Below are 17099 nucleotides of genomic sequence, written 5' to 3'. Positions count from 1 at the left end.
TGCATCACCCCGACTTGAGCAGACGGTCCAGTTGTCGAAACCCGATTGCTTCCATCAGATGGGGTTTGGTGGGTCGTTCTTCATCCGCCAGATCGGCCAACGTGAGAGCAACGCGGAGCACGCGATGGTAGGCTCGGGCCGACAGGTTCAGGCGATCGAGCACCTCGGCCAGCCAGGTCCGTTCATCGGCGCCCAGGCGACAAGCCTCCTCAAGCTCTCGACCCGGGAGGTAGGCATTCAAGGTGCTACGCCGGGCCTGGCGTTGGCGAGCTTCGACCACGCGCTGACGCACCACATCGGAGCTTTCCCCGGTTTGCTGTGCCGTCAGTTGGTCCGTCGGTAGTGCGGGCACTTCCACTTGCAGGTCGATACGATCCAGCAACGGCCCCGATAATCGCGCTTGATAACGCTGGATCTGTGCCGCCGTACACTGGCAACGATGCCGTGGATCACCAAGATGACCGCAAGGGCACGGATTCATCGCCGCCACTAGCTGGAAGCGTGCAGGATAACGACGCTGATGACTGGCTCGGGAAATCGAAATGCACCCTGATTCCATGGGTTCTCGCATCACTTCGAGTACGCTGCGGCTGAACTCGGGCAGCTCATCCAGGAAAAGCACACCCTGGTGCGCCAATGAGATTTCCCCGGGACGAGGTTTTGAGCCACCGCCGACCAGCGCCACAGCGCTTGCCGTGTGATGTGGCGTGCGAAACGGGCGTTGACCCCAATGCTCATCGATGGGAAGACCGCACACCGAACGAATGGCCGCCACTTCCAAGGCTTCGTCTTCTATCAAGGGCGGCAAAATACTCGGAAGCCGGCTCGCCAGCATGGTCTTGCCCGTTCCCGGTGGGCCCGCAAACAGCAGATTATGGCCACCAGCGGCAGCTACCTCCAGGGCGCGGCGCGCCTGGTGCTGACCACGCACCTCCTGCAGGTCATTATCGTTATCCGGAACGACGGCCAGATCCGCTCGCCGATGCGGTGCAATGCGCTCCTGGCCCAATAGATGCGCCACGACTTCCAGTAGATGGTCCGCCGGCAGCACCTCGAGTTCCCCCGCCAGCGCAGCTTCATCGGCGTTCGCCCTGGGCACGATCAACCGCCGCTGTGCATGTTTGGCAGCCAAGGCAACAGGCAGCACTCCAGGAACGGGACGCAACTTGCCATCCAGGGCCAACTCGCCGATACATTCCAGCCGCTCTATTGTCTCAGCCGGCACCTGACCGGAAGCCACCAGGATACCCAGTGCAATCGGCAGGTCGAACCGTCCCCCCTCTTTGGGCAAGTCAGCAGGTGCCAGATTGAGAGTGATACGGCGAGTATTGGGAAAGTCGAAGCCGGCATTGACCAAGGCACTGCGTACCCGTTCGCGACTCTCCTTGACGGCGGTTTCAGGCAATCCGACCAGTGTCAGGCCCGGCAGACCGTTGGCCAGATGAACCTCGACCAGCACCTCGGGGGCATCCAACCCCAGGCCGGCCCGAGTATTGACGATTGCCAGCGTCATCTGCGTTCCCTCGCTTGCGTGGCTATGTTGTGTTGTACGGTGGCTTGGTGACGATAGCGTCAACCACAGTGCTCACCCGGCAAAATCAAGGCGACTTGTCGTCACCGCTCTCCGAGACTTCACCGGCACCTGCATCCTCTGCGGGCGGCTTGTCGGATGCCGCTTCCTGGTCGGGGATGGGGTCTGCTTCAGGAAGCGCTTCGCCACCCATTCGAGCTTCCAGTGCCGCGACTTGCCTCTCCAGCGTTTCGACACGCGTTCTTGTACGCTGCAGGACATCCATCAGGATATCGAAATCCTCGCGCGATACCAGTTCAAGACGGTCGACGGCACCGCGCAATACACTCTGCACACTGCGCTGTATCTCCTCGGGAGCATGAGAGGCCCCCTGCAACCGTTCACCGATCTGTTGCGCCAGACGGCTGATAGGATCGCTATTGGCCATGATGGTCTCCACTCGAGTTATCTCATTGACGTTTCGTCCTGTCGCACAGAATACGCAATATCCTCATCGAGCGCATACCTCTTCACCCGCCCCAAAATGATTCATTAGCACTCAAGAGAAGCACACTATTGGTGCATATACCAACGGACAACCCATCCATCATGATGCATTGCACCCAACTTACAGTCATAATCTACTGATAAAAAAGGGAAAAATTGCTTCTGGCATGCTTTGCGCAATGCGCTTCATAGGCGCAAGCCGTTTACGCACGCCATGATTCATTCAATTGCAGAGAGGGTCCGGGATGAAACTCATCACCGCCATCATCAAGCCATTCAAGCTCGACGATGTCCGCGAAGCTCTCGCCGACAACGGCGTTCAAGGTATCACCGTCACCGAGGTCAAGGGCTTCGGCCGACAGAAGGGCCATACCGAGCTATATCGCGGCGCCGAATATGTCGTCGATTTCCTGCCCAAGGTCAAAGTCGAAGTTGCTGTCGACGACGATCGTGTGGAAACCGTGCTGGATGCCATTCGCACCGCCGCCAACAGCGGCAAGATCGGCGACGGCAAGCTGTTTGTCACGCCACTGGAAGACGTCATCCGCATTCGGACGGGAGAGCGCGGTGCTGACGCCGTATGAGCGCGCGATTCTGCCGTGCCCAAGTGACGCAGGAACTGTTTGCAACGACTGATTGCAAAACCATCGCCAAAGCGGATACCGAGAATTGACGCTGGCTCAGGAGAAAATTCAATGTCCGAACTGACAGAGCTGACATACGCGCTCGATACATTCTACTTCTTACTTTGTGGCGTTCTCGTCATGTGGATGGCTGCCGGTTTCGCCATGCTCGAAGCAGGCATGGTCCGCGCCAAGAACACCGCCGAGATACTGACCAAGAACATTGCCTTGTTCGCCATTGCCTGCACCATGTATCTGCTGCTCGGTTACTACCTGATGTATTCCAGCAGTGGTGGGGGCTTCATTCCCAACCTGGGCTTCCTGATCGGTGCCGAAAATACTGTCGATGCGATCACGAGTGGCAATGATGATGCTCCGTATTATTCACTGCGCTCCGACTTCTTCTTCCAGGTCGTCTTCGTGGCTACCGCCATGTCGATCGTATCCGGTGCCGTGGCAGAACGCATGAAGCTGTGGGCATTCCTCGCTTTCGCCGTCGTCATGACCGGCATCATCTACCCCACTTCGGGTTACTGGACCTGGGGCGGAGGCTGGTTGGCCGAGATCGGCTATTCAGATTATGCCGGTTCCGGTATCGTCCACATGGCTGGTGCAGCCGCCGCACTCGCCGGTGTGCTGGTACTTGGTCCTCGCAAGGGGAAATACGGCAAGGATGGCAGCATCTATGCCATTCCTGGTTCCAACATGCCATTGGCTACGCTGGGCACCTTCATCCTGTGGATGGGCTGGTTCGGTTTCAACGGCGGTTCGGAGCTCAAACTCTCTGACGGCGCATCGGCCAACAACGTGGCACAAGTGTTCGTGAACACCAATGCCGCTGCCGCTGGAGGCGTGATCGCCGCCCTGATCCTCGCGAAATTGTGGTTCCGCAAAGCCGACCTGACCATGGCTTTGAACGGTGCCCTTGCCGGCCTCGTGGCCATCACCGCCGAGCCGCTGGCACCTTCCGCACTGGGCTCAGCCATCATCGGTGTCATAGGCGGTCTGATCGTCGTCGCCTCGATCGTGGCGTTGGATAAGCTGAAGCTCGATGACCCGGTCGGTGCCATTTCGGTTCACGGTGTCGTCGGCATATGGGGAGTGCTGGTCGTCCCCATGTCGAATGGTGGCGCCTCCTTCGGTGCACAAATCATCGGTATCATCGGTATCTTCGCCTGGGTTTTCCTGGCCAGCCTGGTCGTCTGGTTGATCATCAAGGCCATCATGGGTGTCCGAGTTACCGAAGAAGAAGAGTACGAAGGGGTCGATCTGGCCGAATGCGGCTTGGAAGCCTATCCCGAATTCAACATCGCCACCAAGAAATAACGGCGATATACCGAGTGAGCTGGCGTGCTCCCCTGGCCCCCGTTTGGGGGCCTTTTTTATTCCCTCTCCCAACCGGTGTATGCTGGTAAACCGCTATCCCATCATCATGCTGGATGTTACATAATGTCGGGCGTGACACTAGACAGCATGCGGTGGCGAACCCGCCCCGCTCATCGACCACGAGGAGACAACCATGAAACTGGTGACTGCCATCATCAAGCCGTTCAAGCTCGACGATGTCCGGGAATCGCTTTCCGAGATCGGCGTTCAGGGGATCACCGTGACAGAAGTGAAGGGCTTCGGGCGTCAGAAGGGACACACCGAGCTGTACCGTGGTGCCGAGTACGTGGTCGACTTCCTACCCAAGGTAAAGCTGGAAGTGGCCGTGGATGACGACATGACCAACCAGGTCATCGATGCCATCACCCAAGTTGCCAACACCGGCAAGATCGGCGACGGAAAAATATTCATCTCACCGCTGGAGCAGGTTATCCGGATTCGCACCGGCGAAACCGACAAGGACGCCGTCTAGCGCAGACGGCCTGCCCTCTCAGACCATTCCTTTTACGTAGCCCTGTCCATCATCGGGGACGTGGTTAAAGCGTCCCCCCCACTTCGATGCGATAGGCCAAGTCGATCGTCGTCTCCTTGACGGGCTCACCTCGAATCCGCGACAGTAACTCATTCGCGGCCCGAGAGCCGACCGCTTCTCGTGGCGTCACGACGCTCGCCAGTCGTGGTGCCATCACCTGCCCGACATCATGACCGTGGAACCCGGCAATCGCCATCTGCCGAGGTACCGGTACATGACGACGCAAGCATTCGAAATAGGCCCCGACGGCCACGTCGTCATTGGTACAAAAGATCCCATCGGCATCAGGATAGTCCGTCAATATCTGAGCCATCAGTTCCGCTCCGACACTATAGGATGAGCGGCGCGTACTCTGTAGCGTGATGGGGGTAAGGCCATGTGCCTCCATGGCTGACCGATAGCCTTTTTCACGCTGTCGGGTTCGCTCATCCAGCCGAACTGCCAGATACAGGATATGCCGACGTCCTCGCCGGATCATTTCAGAGACCATATCGTGAGAGGCCTGCACATTGTCGAATCCGACGGCCTGATATAGGGGAGGAAGGCATGTGTCCATGATCTCGATGGCAGGTATACCTGCCGTTTCGAGCATACGACGAGTTCTCTGCGTATGCCGGCTGTCGGAAAGGATGACTCCGTCGACGTTATAGGAGAGCAGTGACGCCAGACTGCGTTCCTCCAACTGTTCACTATATCCATAATGGGACAGCATGAGATGGTAGCCGCCAGGCTCGGTCACCATTTCGATACCGACAATGACATCCGCAAACACTTGATTCGTGAGTGAAGGAACCAACACCCCTATCGAGCGGCTCGTTGCCTTGGATAGGAGATCGGGCGCACGATTGGGGATATAGCCGACTTGTTCTGCCGCTGCGAATATCCGTTCTCGCAGTCCTTCCGATACCGTTGTCGGGTCACGCAGACAACGGCTGACCGTCATTTTCGTCGCGCCAACCCGATCGGCAATATCCTGTAATGTCGGACGTTTCTTTTTCACGACGATGAAATCACGGTGCAATATGAGCGGAAAATCATAGTATCAGGGCGTTTCGCCGGGTCACGCTAGTCTATCGGCCGTTGAATAGTCAGCCACTGGAGGAAGTCGGAGACGATCCGTTGAGGTGGCAAGGCGATATCCAGGCCAAGCGCCTTGACCTCATCCGGCGGTTCCAGGTCATTGAGCTGGCTATCCAGCATGCCACTCCCTTTGAAGAAGTGATCGGAACGCTGCGCCAGACGATCCAGCAATAATTCGCGGCTGCCCTTCAGATAAAGAATGGCCAGGCCGGGGTCACCACATCGCAACGTTTCCCGATAGCGCCGTTTCAGCGCCGAACATCCGATTACCACCGACGCATCACGCTGGCGATAGCTCTCGAAAAGGCCGGCCAATGTCTGCAACCACTCATGACGATCATCATCATTGAGTGGCTGGCCGTTCGCCATCTTGGCAATGCTCGATGGCGAGTGGTAATCGTCACCGTCGATGAAGTCAGCCTCCAACTGAGCGGCAAGGTGTTGCCCGATATGGGTCTTGCCACAGCCGGAAACCCCCATGACCAGAATACGATGCGTGACCGTGTGCAAATGCCCTCCCATGTCAGCTGCCACTGACCTGTGTCAGGTTGGGCAACCAGGTCACGACGCCCGGAAACATGATGAGCAAGAACAATACCACCAGCAATGCAACATAATAGGGCAACATGGCTCGCACCAAGGCTTCCATCGTGACGCGACCGACGCCACAACCTACATATAAGCAGGTGCCAACCGGTGGCGTCAGCAAACCAACACCCAGAATGAAGGCCATCAGCACCCCGAAATACACCGGGTCAATACCAACGGCTTCAACGATCGGCGTCAGCATCGGTGCCATGATCACCATCGCCGGTGTCAGGTCCATCACCAGCCCAACCACCAGTAACAATGCCGAGACGATCAACAACAAGGTGAACGGATCCTGAGTCAGGGCCTGCACCTGAGTCACCAGTGTCTGAGGTACCATGTTGATCGTCAGGAACCAAGCGATCACCGTGGCGAATGCCAATAACAGCAGCACCATACCGGTGAGACGAGCCGTGCGAATGCACATGCCCCACAACTCACGCGGATGAATCTCGCGATAGATCACCACGGAGATGAACAAGGAGTATAACAGCGCAGCAACGGCCGCTTCCGTTGCAGTAAACATACCGGTGATAATGCCGCCAATGACGATGATCGGCAGTATCAGTGCCAATGACGCGGAACGGAATGTCTGCCATAGCAGATCCCAGCGGAAGCGACGGGTCTTGCCGCTATGTTCAAGGCTGGACATGATGAAGGTCGTTACCATCAACGCGAAACCGATCATCAGGCCGGGGACGATACCTGCAATAAACAGGCGACTGATCGACGTTTCGGTCACGATGCCGTAAAGAATCAACGGGATCGACGGCGGAATGATAATGCCGATCACGGAGGATACCGTATTTATCGCCGTCGCATGTGGCGCCGAGTAGCCCTGCTGTTTCATCGACGGGATCATCATGGACCCCGTCGCGGCTGTATCGGCAACCGCTGAGCCGCTGATACCACCGAAGAACATCGAGCCCGTGATCGCCACTTGACCCAGGCCACCGCGAATAAAGCCCACCAAGGCACCGGCAAGGTCCATCAAGCGACGTGCGATACCGCCTGCACTCATGACCTCGCCGACCAGGATAAAGAAGGGAATCGCCAACAACGGGAAACTATTGACCCCGCGAATCGATTGCTCGACTAGAATGGATAGCGGAATGTCCGAAAGGACTGCCATGACCACCGCGGCCACACCAAGACCGAATGCGATTGGCAAACCCAGGATGATGGACGCCAGAAGAATACCAAGAAAAATCCACAACATGTCGCTAGGTCCTCCTGCGCATCAAGGTCAGGCTCTGCCAAGCACGCCAGATTGCCAAAGCGGCGATGAACAGGGCACACACGAGCATCGAGATATTGATCAAGTTCCAAGGCACACCGAGAATAGCCGTCCGCCCGGTAGAGCGCCCCAGAATCAGGCTACCTCCATACAGAACGATGCCCATCAAAACGGTGATGATCAGGTGTTGAATGAAGTACATGGCGTACGCAAAGCGAGTCGGGAGCTTTTGCACGACGTAATCGACAGCCACGTGTTCGTAACGAGCGAATGCGGCGGCGGCACCTAGGAAAATCAACCAAATGAAGAGCATTCGAGCCAACTCATCGGCCCACGGCAATGAATTGTTCAGCAGCGACCGCGCGATGACATTACTGGAAACGGACACGATCAGTGCGACCAACAGGACAGCGATCACGTGCTCCATGATCACTGTCAGATAACGGAATGGCGCCGGACCTTTCTTGGCCTCGATATCCAGTTCCAGAGGGCGACGATTGGGGTCGTCGATCGATGCCGCATCAGCGATCGGCTTATCGCGTGAGTCCATAGACGCTCCATTCAATCACGGGCAAGGGAGCAGTCCCCTTGCCCGGACAAGGTGGTTACAACGTGGCTTGACTCGAGCGCTTACTCGCTCTGTACGTCTTCCACGATACTTTGAACGTCTTCAACCACGTCCTCGCCAATTTCCGGCGCCCATTCGTCGTAGACACCTTCTACGGCTTCCTGAAATTCAGCGACTTGCTCGTCGTCCAGACGCGTGATTTCCATGCCACGCTCTTCGAGCTGTTCGCGTGACCAGTCGTCATACTCGGCAGCCAACTGGATCTCGTAGTCTGCGGACTTGCGCGCCGCTTCCTGTACCAGGTCCTGATACTGCGGATCGAGATTGTCCCAGGTCCGCTCGGACATCATCAGGATGAACGGTGTATAGACGTGGCGAGTCTCAGAGCCATAGTCCTGCACTTCATGAAAGTTGGACGTCAGGATGGTACTCCAGGGGTTTTCCTGACCATCGATGACCCCCTGTTCCATCGCCGAGAAAACCTCGCCGAAGGCCATCGGTGTCGGGTTAGCGCCCAACGCTTCCCAGATCGACAGCTGTACGTCGTTCTCCATCGTGCGGATGGTCAAACCACCGACATCGATACCAGCGACATCCTCCGGCGAATCCACCGGACGCACGCTATTCGTCAATTGACGATAACCATTTTCCGAGAAGGCCAACGCCTTGATGCCTGTTCCTTCAAAGGAATCCAGCATCTCTTGTGCAACATCGCTCTTCATGACCTCGGTTGCCGCTTCACGCGTAGGCAACAGGAATGGCAGGTCGAATACCGCCAGTTCCGGCACGTATGTCGTGGCGGGCGATGTGGATGGATACGACATATCCAGCGAGCCGGTCTGCAGCATTTCCATCATTTGGACATCGTCACCCAACTGACTGTTGGGGAAGACTTCGACGGAAATGCGTCCTTCGGTCCGCTCATCCAGGATATCGGCAAAGTATTGGCTGGAAAGGTACTGTGGTGAGCTCTCGGCCAAGCCGATACCGAGCCGCAGTGTATGGCTGCCCAAGTCTTCGGTGATGACTTCACCGTCGATCTCGGGGGGATCGGAAAGGTCGGGTTCCTGCGCCTGAGCCATACCTACGGTAAGCGTAGCGGCACCAGCGAGTGTGAGTGAAGTCCGCCAGATTGCTGACATGGCGATTATCTCCCGTGATCGTTGTTCATTGTCGATGGCAACTGTTTGGGTTGCTTATACGTTGCTGGATCTCTTTTGGAGTGCTACCAATGTTACCGGTAACAGCCATGGAAAGGTTAGGTTTGGCAGAGTCTGGCGTCAATGAAAATCATATTGACAACACCTAGACTATAGTCTAGTAGACCAATGTCTAATGCATGTTTCGGTAGCGACCGATGCCTCAAAAAACGCCCTCGCCGCTGGGTTCCGGCGAGGGCGTCATGACATCAAGTGAAACCGTCAGGAAGGCAGTTACTTCTCGACGAAGGCGCGCTCGATCACATAGTCGCCTGGCTCACCCATGCGTGGTGAAATATTGAAGCCAATATCGTCGAGCAAGGCACTGGATTCATCGAGCATGGCCGGACTGCCACAGATCATTGCACGATCCTGCTTGGGATCCAGCGCCGGCACTCCGGTGTCCTCGAACAATTTGCCGGAACGGATATGATCCGTCAGACGCCCCTGGGTATGAAAATCTTCCCGGGTCACGGTGGGGTAATAGATCAACTTTTCGCTGATTTCCTCTCCCAGATACTCGTGAGCGGGCAGATCGCCTTGGATGAAGTCGGCATACGCCAGTTCGCTGACGGTCCGAACCCCGTGAATCAGCACGATTTTTTCGAAACGCTCATACACCTCGGGATCCTGAATCAAACTCATGAAAGGTGCCAGCCCCGTCCCGGTAGACAGCAGAAACAGATTACGTCCGGGCAACAGGTCGTCGGTCACCAAGGTACCGGTGGGCTTGCGACTCACCATGATCTGGTCACCGACCTGCAAGTGCTGCAATCGCGATGTCAGCGGGCCATCGGGAACCTTGATGCTGAAGAACTCGAGGTGATCCTCGTAGTTGGGACTTGCGATGGAGTAAGCGCGCATCAAGGGCTTGCCCTCGACCTCGAGGCCAATCATGACGAACTGCCCATTCTTGAAGCGCAGGCTACGTTCACGGGTTGTCCGAAAGCTGAACAGAGTGTCATTCCAATGATGGACACTCAGTACGTCTTCCAAGGCGAACTTGCTCACAAGGGACTCCTCATATTCCAGAAGCGAATAAAATCTGCAGCTTCATCTTGTTAGTCATTCTAAGTGCCGCCAGAATATCTGTTAAATGGATTATATGGATAACACTTATCTATGCTATAGATATACCTTTCTTCAGGAGTTTATGGATGCGCTATACACTTCGCCAACTCGAGGTCTTCGTCGCTGTCGCCCAGTACGAAAGTGTCTCCCGTGCAGCCCGCGCCCTGGCCTTGTCACAATCGGCTGCCAGTACGGCGTTGGCCGAGCTGGAGCGGCAGTTCGACTGTCAGTTGCTCGACCGCATCGGCAAGCGTCTGAAACTCAATGCACTGGGATTTCAGATCCTTCCCAAGGCCGTTGCGCTTCTCGACCGCGGCGAAGAGATCGAGGAGTTGTTGCGCGGTCAGCGAGGTATCGGCTCACTGGATGTCGGAGCGACACTGACCATCGGCAACTACCTGGCCACCTTGCTGATCAGCGATTTTCTGCAACGCTATCCGGAAAGCCGCGTGCAACTCCAGGTACGCAATACCCGAGTGGTCATCGAACGTGTCATACAGCATGAGCTGGATGTCGGTTTGATCGAGGGCGATTGCCAGGACGACGATGTGGTATTGCAACCTTGGGTCGAAGATGAGCTGGTGGTCTTCTGCTCGCCCGATCATCCCGTCGCCAAAGCGGGAAAACTGGAAATGGACCGCCTGCTGCGGGAAAACTGGATCATGCGGGAGCAGGGGTCGGGGACACGCCTGACATTGGAACATGCCATGCGCCATCGCCGAGGCCGCTTCAACATCTTGCTGGAACTGGAGCATACCGAAGGAATCAAGCGTGCCGTGGAGTCCGGTATCGGCATAGGGTGCGTATCGCGTCTGGCGTTGCGTGATGCCTTCCGGCGCGGCAGCCTGGTCCCGATCGACACACCAGAGCTCGATCTACGGCGTCAGTTCAGCTTCATCTGGCACCGCCACAAATACCTGACTACAGGCATGCGTGAGTTCCTGCGCTTATGTCGTCAGATGACCGAGGGAATCGAGCGCAGCGACCAGATTGATCTGCCCTATTTGCCCTGATTCCCTCAATCTGTCTCGCTTGAGCGACTAGCTTCCGATCACACTTGTGTCGTGCTGTCGCGACGCTGGCAATGCCATCGACCCTCGCTCGTTACTTGCCTGTCGATCAGCCAGAGTGAAACCGCTGATGATGGTCGCCAGACGATCCGACTGCTCCTTGAGTTGTTCCGCCGCCGTCGTCGACTCCTCGACCAGCGCCGCATTCTGTTGCGTCATGCGATCCAGTTCGGCCACCGCTACATTGACCTGACCGATACCCTCGCTCTGCTCACCGGCTGCCGACGAGATCTCGCCCAGAACCTCGGTCACCCGGCTGACGCTATCGACAATGTCATCCATCGTCTCCCCGGCCGTGCGCACCAGTCTGGCACCTTCTTCGGTCCGCGCTACCGAAGTATCGATCAGCTGACGTATCTCGCCCGCCGCTTCGGCGCTACGGCTCGCCAACTGGCGAACTTCGCCGGCGACCACCGCAAAACCACGCCCCTGCTCACCGGCACGAGCCGCTTCGACCGACGCATTGAGCGCCAACAAATTGGTCTGGAAAGCGATGCTGTCCATGGTCTTGATGATGTCGGCGATCTGCTGCGACGACGCCGTCACGTCCTCCATTGTCTTCACTGCCTGGGAAACCACCTCACCGCCGCGTGCTGCCACACGGGATGCTGACTGCGACAGCTCATTGGCCTCACGCGACGAGCTGGCCGTGTTTTCGACCGTGCTGGTGATCTCTTCCATCGACGCCGATGTCTCCTGCAGGCTGGAAGCCGCCTCATCAGTACGCCGAGACAGATCCTGGCCGCCACTGGCGATTTCGGTCGCCGCCGCACGTACCGATCCGCTGCTGTCACGGACATCCAGCAGCACGTCATTGATCTTGTCGGCGAAGGCATTGAACTGAGTCGCCAGCTCGGCCGTTTCATCACGTCCTCTGACAGGCAGGCGCTGCGTCAAGTCACCATCGCCACTGGCGATGCCCCTCATGCGACCCGCCAGTAGGCGCAAAGGCTTGGCGATATGCGAACCACCCCCCCAGATGGCGATCAATCCCACTATCGTCACCAGCAAGCCGACACCAATCATGCCGAGAATATCCGTGCGGCGCTGTTCATCGAGTCGTGTCCGCAACGTGGCCAGCTCCGCCAGTGCGGCCTGCTCCGGTAGCGTTACCATCAGCACCCAACGCTGCTGAGTATCGCCTATCGAGAAAGCGTGGTAACGTTCGAGCACACCCGCTTCGTTGATACTGACCGGCTCATCACTCTGTCGAGCCTCTTGGAGACGGCTCAACGACGATGCATCCAGCACCTCATCAGCAGACGCACCCAGAGCCTTGTCATTCCCTGTGTGGGCAACAAGGCCGCCCTCCGAGGCGACCAGGGCCATTTCGCCGGCACCGTCGTACAACTCCTGGTTCGCCGCCGCCAGCCGCTCCTGAATGAAGTCGAGTGACAGATCGACGCCAGCGACACCCTTGAACTCATCATTGACCATGACCGGGACATTGAAGGAAGTCACCAACAACGTCTCACCGCCGTAGTCGTATGGAGCCGGGTCAATGACACAGGGAGCCTTGGTTTCCCGTGGGCAGAGATAGTATTCACCTTCTCGCATGCCACCGGGTTGGACCTCTTCACTCTCCATGGTCTCGCCCAATGGCAGCACGTCGATATCGCCGTTCTCGTCACGGTACCACCAGGGCATGAAGCGGCCAGAGTCATCATAGCCCTGCGCCTCTCTCCCTTCGAAGGCCTCATCGTCACCGAACGCGTTCGGTTCCCAACCAATGAAGGCATCCAGCAAAGAGGGGTTCTGTTCCACGGTGTTGCGCACCAAGTAGGAGAGCTCGCCACGACTCAACGAGAACTGAGACTCGCCATCCCGGTCCCTATCCCCCATCAGGGCATTGGTATCGGCCAATTGTTCAGCCAGAACAGTGCCTGTTCCAACTCACGCTGAATACGCCCGGCCTGATTCGAGACCAATGCTGTCAAACGCTCATCGATGACTCCTTCAAGGAGCTCCTCGGTGTGTGACGCCACCGTATGCTGGGTACGATCGGTGACGAACACGGCATACACCACCAAGGTCGTTGCCACTAATAGCAGGCAAGCACCCGCCATGACCACGACAAACCCGCGCAGGGATTTAAATTGCATGTTCACTCGACTCTTGATGGGTGGTTTGCTGGGTTGAAGGCAGCGTGTTGGTGCGACGAGGTGTTCCTGAAGATGACGCCGACAAGGTAAAGGCACCCACTGCCTCAGCCAGACGATCCGCTTGCGCCTTGAGTTGCTCGCCCGCCGTGGTCGATTCCTCGACCAGCGCCGCATTCTGCTGGGTCATCCGATCCAGCTCCGCCACCGCCACGTTGACCTGGCCGATACCGTCGCTCTGTTCACCCGCCGCCGAGGAAATCTCGCCCAGCACACCGGTCACCCGACTGATGCTCTCGACGATCTCCTTCATCGTCTCACCGGCCGAACGCACCAGTTTCGCCCCTTCTTCGGTACGTGACACCGAGGTGTCGATCAAGCCGCGAATCTCGCTGGCCGCCTCGGCACTGCGGTTGGCCAGCTGACGCACCTCACCGGCGACCACGGCGAAGCCGCGCCCCTGCTCACCGGCACGCGCCGCCTCCACCGAGGCATTCAGTGCCAGCAGATTGGTCTGGAAGGCGATGTTGTCCATGGTCTGGATGATGTCGGCGATCTGCCGCGACGAGGCCGTAACCTCATCCATGGTCTCTACCGCCCGGGAGACTACTTCGCCACCACGCGCTGCGACATCCGAAGCCGACTGCGATAGGTCATTGGCTTCACGCGACGAGCTTGCGGTGTTCTCCACCGTGCTGGTGATCTCTTCCATGGACGCCGAGGTCTCCTGCAGGCTCGATGCCGCATCGTCGGTGCGCCGTGACAGATCCTGGCCGCCACTGGCAATCTCGGTCGCCGCCACACGGACCGATTCGCTGCTGTCACGGATACCCATCAACACCTCTTCCATCTTGGCGACGAAACGGTTGAAAGCGGCAGCGATCTGAGACACCTCGTCCTTGCCATCTTCAGGCAGACGCTGGGTGAGATCCCCGTCGCCACTGGAAATGTCGATCATGGCATCGCGTACATTCTGCAGACGACGAAACGCCATCTTGAGCACGATGCCCAGTACCAGCGCCGCCCCTAAGGCCACCAGGACAAACGTGATAGTCGAGGTCCCCAGCATGGCTCGGAGTCCGGCCGTCGCCTCTTTTTCATCCAGCGCCACCACCAACTGCCAGTCAGTACCATGAACTGGCGCACTGCGTAGTAGCTTGTCCGTACCTTGCAGAGACAGCTTGCGCGGAGACTCGGCCTGCCTCATGGCCGCCAGATACGGCGCGTCCAATGACTCGGACAGTTCCGTGGCGCTTTCCAGGTTCAGATCCACATCAGGATGAGCGACCAGCGTACCGTCATCAGCAACAAGAAATGCAAAGCTCGAAGGCGTCGGTTCGATTTCGGCTATGTCAGCGACAATGTCATCGATGACGACATCCGCCCCCACCACGGCAGCCAATTCATCACCGTCATACACAGGATGGGCGAACGACACCACGAGTTGTCCGGTATTCGCATCCGTGTAGGGTTTCGTGACAATCGCTTCTCCGGCATCGACAGCCTGCTGATACCAGGGGCGTTCGCGCGGATCATAATCCTCCGGCGGTTCCCACTCATCCGAAAACACGGTGCTACCGTCTTCCGGATAGCCGACATACGCCAACATGAAGTCGCCAGCCCGAGCTAGTTGCTTCAACGACGCCATCGGGTCGTCATCCTGCACAGCCTCTTCGACTGATGTCAGCATGGTGGCATTGGAGGTAAACCACTGATTTAGCGCCTGAGCATTGCCTTGAGCGATGGCGTTCAGATTGCCCGCCACTTGCTCATCGTTATGCGATTTGACGGTGAGATAGCTGGCCAGACCGCTTATCGCCAATGCCAGCGCGATGATCACCACACAGGTAGTCAGGATTCGGTTCTTCAGAGAAGACAACATTGGGCCACACTCGTTGACAGGAAAGGGGGTTTTCCGCGTAGATACCAAACGGATGTGCCCTTTCTATCGGCCGAGGTAGCCCAGGCTTGAGGGTCAAATGAAACGAGTCAGCGTAGTTCTCTGACAGCGTTCTGAATGGTCTCCAGCGCTGCCTTGGAGAGATCTTTCGACAATGAATGCAGAATCAGTTTGCCCGTGACATCGTCGAGCTTATCCCGCATCAGGCCAAGGAATTGCGGAGGTGCCACCAGTATCAGCTTGGCCATGCGGTTTTCGATGCGGGCGCGGTACAGACGTTCCGCCACTTGCTTGGCAAAGAGTTCAGCATGATGGTGAAGAGCCACGTCTTCTCCCCCGGAAGAACGAGTTGAGGTGGCCGTCGATTCGTGAATGTCACCACGACCATCGGTAATCAGATCGCCTTCATGCAGGCGCCCCTCGGCATGCACCAGACTCTCCTGTTCCGTCAATCGTATCCCGTCACGCGTGAAGATACGTGCCCGAGCGGCATCTGCTACCACAATGTAGGTCGTCATTTGCGAGTTCTCCATGACGTGTACTGATGCCATGAGGCATCAAAACATGTTCCTCATCTGGAGATTGGCAAGCACAATCACGCTGGTCAAACACAGCATGTCCAGCCGAGGTTGACTGTCGGCAGATATCGACACCTGCAGCGAGCGCCATTCTGGGGTAGCATGCGTTGACCGGCACGGATGCCGGAGCAACCGACCATCGCCGTCGATATCGCTCTACCGGGAGGTTACACCATGCGTCAGTTTCTTTTCCCACGTCGTCCACTGGCTCGGCGCACCTTGTTGGGTTGTCACCTGGTCATCCAGCTTGGCCTGGTGACTGCCGGCACCATCTGGCTTCTTCCTCACACTCCCTGGATGAACGGCACTGGCTGGACTGCGGCCTGGCCGACCCTGGCACAAGGCGGCGGCCTACTGCTCCTGGCCATGCTCGGCGTCAGATTGCTAGCCGAGCTCTGGCTGCTTCCCCATCATCTGGCTGCGCTACGCGCCGGCTTTTCTCCCAATGCCATCGTCACGCGCTCTTTCGAGCGCCGGCCGGCCATTCACGATGAAGACAAGGCATGGACCAGTGCTGCGCGACCGATGGACAACGACGATGCGGTCATCGGTAGCGCCAGACCCGCGGCCACATCCTCGCGCAAGCATCGAGGTGAGCCTACGCTGGATTTCGCAGCCGGGCAGGACATCCCGCCGTCGACACGGAATGAGCCACACCTGTGATATCCCGCTTATGCCATCGACGGGATACGCCGAGCCTGGAAGGCGAGATATCGAGCGAGTGGCGTTGCCTGGACCGTCACGAAGAAGGAGCCGACATCTATTGCCGAGCGGGTGCAAAACATCGCCTAGTCATGACGAGCAAGCCAGCGCAAGCCACACAGCAAGCAGGTCGCACTTGCCGCTCCCAACACATTGGCGACAATATCGAGGACATCGCCACCCAGACGACCGGGTACCGGTAACTGTGCGCATTCGATGGCAATGCCGTAGAGGCTGGCGACAACAAAGGCGCGCGATAACCGCCAGCCCGCCAGACCCAGCAAACCGGCCAGGCCGCCATAACCAACAAAGTGATTGAGCTTGTCCCAGGGTAACCGCTCGGGCATCTCGGCCCCCGGCGTCAGACTACCCCAGGCAATCACGATAGCGGCGGCGACCGCCAGCGCGGTCCACAGTCGCCGCTGCGCATGCCAGTGTGCCAACCAGCG

The 17099-nt window shown here is 57.7% G+C and carries 18 protein-coding genes; 5 read left to right on the top strand and 13 right to left on the bottom strand.

All coding sequences use genetic code 11. The features are described 5' to 3' along the window. Nucleotides 1–4: 4 nt before the first annotated feature. A complete protein-coding gene (locus FVV99_RS02715; RefSeq protein ID WP_148252478.1) occupies nt 5–1513 on the bottom strand; it encodes a YifB family Mg chelatase-like AAA ATPase in 1509 nt (502 codons plus the stop codon). 85 nt (nt 1514–1598) lie between these two features. After that, nucleotides 1599–1958: an accessory factor UbiK family protein gene (locus FVV99_RS02710; RefSeq protein ID WP_148252477.1), complete on the bottom strand. Its 360-nt coding sequence runs from the start codon at nt 1956–1958 to the stop codon at nt 1599–1601. A gap of 304 nt (nt 1959–2262) precedes the next feature. Here FVV99_RS02710 and FVV99_RS02705 point away from each other — a divergent pair, with 304 nt between their 5' ends. From FVV99_RS02705 to glnK, 3 genes are all read left to right on the top strand, one after another. After that, a complete protein-coding gene (locus FVV99_RS02705) occupies nt 2263–2601 on the top strand; it encodes a P-II family nitrogen regulator (RefSeq protein WP_092568910.1) in 339 nt (112 codons plus the stop codon). Between the two features lie 111 nt (nt 2602–2712). Next, complete coding sequence (locus FVV99_RS02700; protein WP_148252476.1) at nt 2713–3966, top strand: ammonium transporter; 1254 nt, start codon at nt 2713–2715, stop codon at nt 3964–3966. Between the two features lie 193 nt (nt 3967–4159). After that, nucleotides 4160–4498: a P-II family nitrogen regulator gene (glnK, locus tag FVV99_RS02695; RefSeq protein WP_148252475.1), complete on the top strand. Its 339-nt coding sequence runs from the start codon at nt 4160–4162 to the stop codon at nt 4496–4498. A 64-nt stretch (nt 4499–4562) separates the two neighbouring features. Here glnK and gntR read toward each other — a convergent pair whose 3' ends face one another. From gntR to FVV99_RS02665, 6 genes are all read right to left on the bottom strand, one after another. Further along, a complete protein-coding gene (gene gntR, locus FVV99_RS02690; protein ID WP_148252474.1) occupies nt 4563–5558 on the bottom strand; it encodes a gluconate operon transcriptional repressor GntR in 996 nt (331 codons plus the stop codon). 65 nt (nt 5559–5623) lie between these two features. Then, a complete protein-coding gene (locus tag FVV99_RS02685; RefSeq protein WP_148252473.1) occupies nt 5624–6148 on the bottom strand; it encodes a gluconokinase in 525 nt (174 codons plus the stop codon). Between the two features lie 13 nt (nt 6149–6161). Next, on the bottom strand, nt 6162–7445 hold the full coding sequence (locus FVV99_RS02680) for a TRAP transporter large permease (RefSeq protein WP_148252472.1): 1284 nt from the start codon (nt 7443–7445) through the stop codon (nt 6162–6164). Nucleotides 7446–7449: 4 nt separating this feature from the next. Continuing rightward, complete coding sequence (locus FVV99_RS02675; RefSeq protein ID WP_148252471.1) at nt 7450–8013, bottom strand: TRAP transporter small permease; 564 nt, start codon at nt 8011–8013, stop codon at nt 7450–7452. An 80-nt stretch (nt 8014–8093) separates the two neighbouring features. After that, on the bottom strand, nt 8094–9173 hold the full coding sequence (locus FVV99_RS02670) for a TRAP transporter substrate-binding protein (RefSeq protein ID WP_148252470.1): 1080 nt from the start codon (nt 9171–9173) through the stop codon (nt 8094–8096). Between the two features lie 291 nt (nt 9174–9464). After that, a complete protein-coding gene (locus FVV99_RS02665) occupies nt 9465–10241 on the bottom strand; it encodes a ferredoxin--NADP reductase (protein ID WP_148252469.1) in 777 nt (258 codons plus the stop codon). 146 nt (nt 10242–10387) lie between these two features. Here FVV99_RS02665 and FVV99_RS02660 point away from each other — a divergent pair, with 146 nt between their 5' ends. Beyond that, complete coding sequence (locus FVV99_RS02660) at nt 10388–11314, top strand: LysR family transcriptional regulator (RefSeq protein ID WP_148252468.1); 927 nt, start codon at nt 10388–10390, stop codon at nt 11312–11314. A gap of 27 nt (nt 11315–11341) precedes the next feature. Here the strand turns inward: FVV99_RS02660 and FVV99_RS02655 are convergent, their stop codons facing one another. From FVV99_RS02655 to FVV99_RS02645, 4 genes are all read right to left on the bottom strand, one after another. Beyond that, nucleotides 11342–13234 (bottom strand): methyl-accepting chemotaxis protein, encoded by a 1893-nt coding sequence (locus tag FVV99_RS02655; RefSeq protein ID WP_330859367.1) that lies wholly within the window; start codon nt 13232–13234, stop codon nt 11342–11344. After that, a complete protein-coding gene (locus FVV99_RS18975) occupies nt 13213–13473 on the bottom strand; it encodes a hypothetical protein (protein ID WP_330859365.1) in 261 nt (86 codons plus the stop codon). Before FVV99_RS18975 ends, FVV99_RS02655 begins: the two co-directional genes overlap by 22 nt. Next, nucleotides 13463–15352: a methyl-accepting chemotaxis protein gene (locus tag FVV99_RS02650; RefSeq protein ID WP_148252467.1), complete on the bottom strand. Its 1890-nt coding sequence runs from the start codon at nt 15350–15352 to the stop codon at nt 13463–13465. Before FVV99_RS02650 ends, FVV99_RS18975 begins: the two co-directional genes overlap by 11 nt. 107 nt (nt 15353–15459) lie before the next feature. Further along, the gene (locus FVV99_RS02645) at nt 15460–15888 is read right to left on the bottom strand and encodes a host attachment protein (RefSeq protein ID WP_148252466.1); all 429 of its coding nucleotides are present in this window, start codon (nt 15886–15888) and stop codon (nt 15460–15462) included. Between the two features lie 234 nt (nt 15889–16122). Here FVV99_RS02645 and FVV99_RS02640 point away from each other — a divergent pair, with 234 nt between their 5' ends. Beyond that, the gene (locus FVV99_RS02640) at nt 16123–16611 is read left to right on the top strand and encodes a hypothetical protein (protein WP_148252465.1); all 489 of its coding nucleotides are present in this window, start codon (nt 16123–16125) and stop codon (nt 16609–16611) included. A gap of 125 nt (nt 16612–16736) precedes the next feature. On the opposite strand, the gene FVV99_RS02635 is transcribed toward FVV99_RS02640, so the two are convergent. Continuing rightward, on the bottom strand, nt 16737–17093 hold the full coding sequence (locus FVV99_RS02635; RefSeq protein WP_236645270.1) for a VanZ family protein: 357 nt from the start codon (nt 17091–17093) through the stop codon (nt 16737–16739). Nucleotides 17094–17099 lie beyond the last annotated feature (6 nt).

It is taken from the genome of Aidingimonas lacisalsi (genome assembly GCF_008079445.1).
In the GTDB taxonomy this organism is placed as follows: Bacteria; Pseudomonadota; Gammaproteobacteria; order Pseudomonadales; family Halomonadaceae; genus Aidingimonas; species Aidingimonas lacisalsi.
Note: the sequence above shows the minus strand (reverse complement) of the source record. Positions and strands in the feature narration are given on the sequence as shown.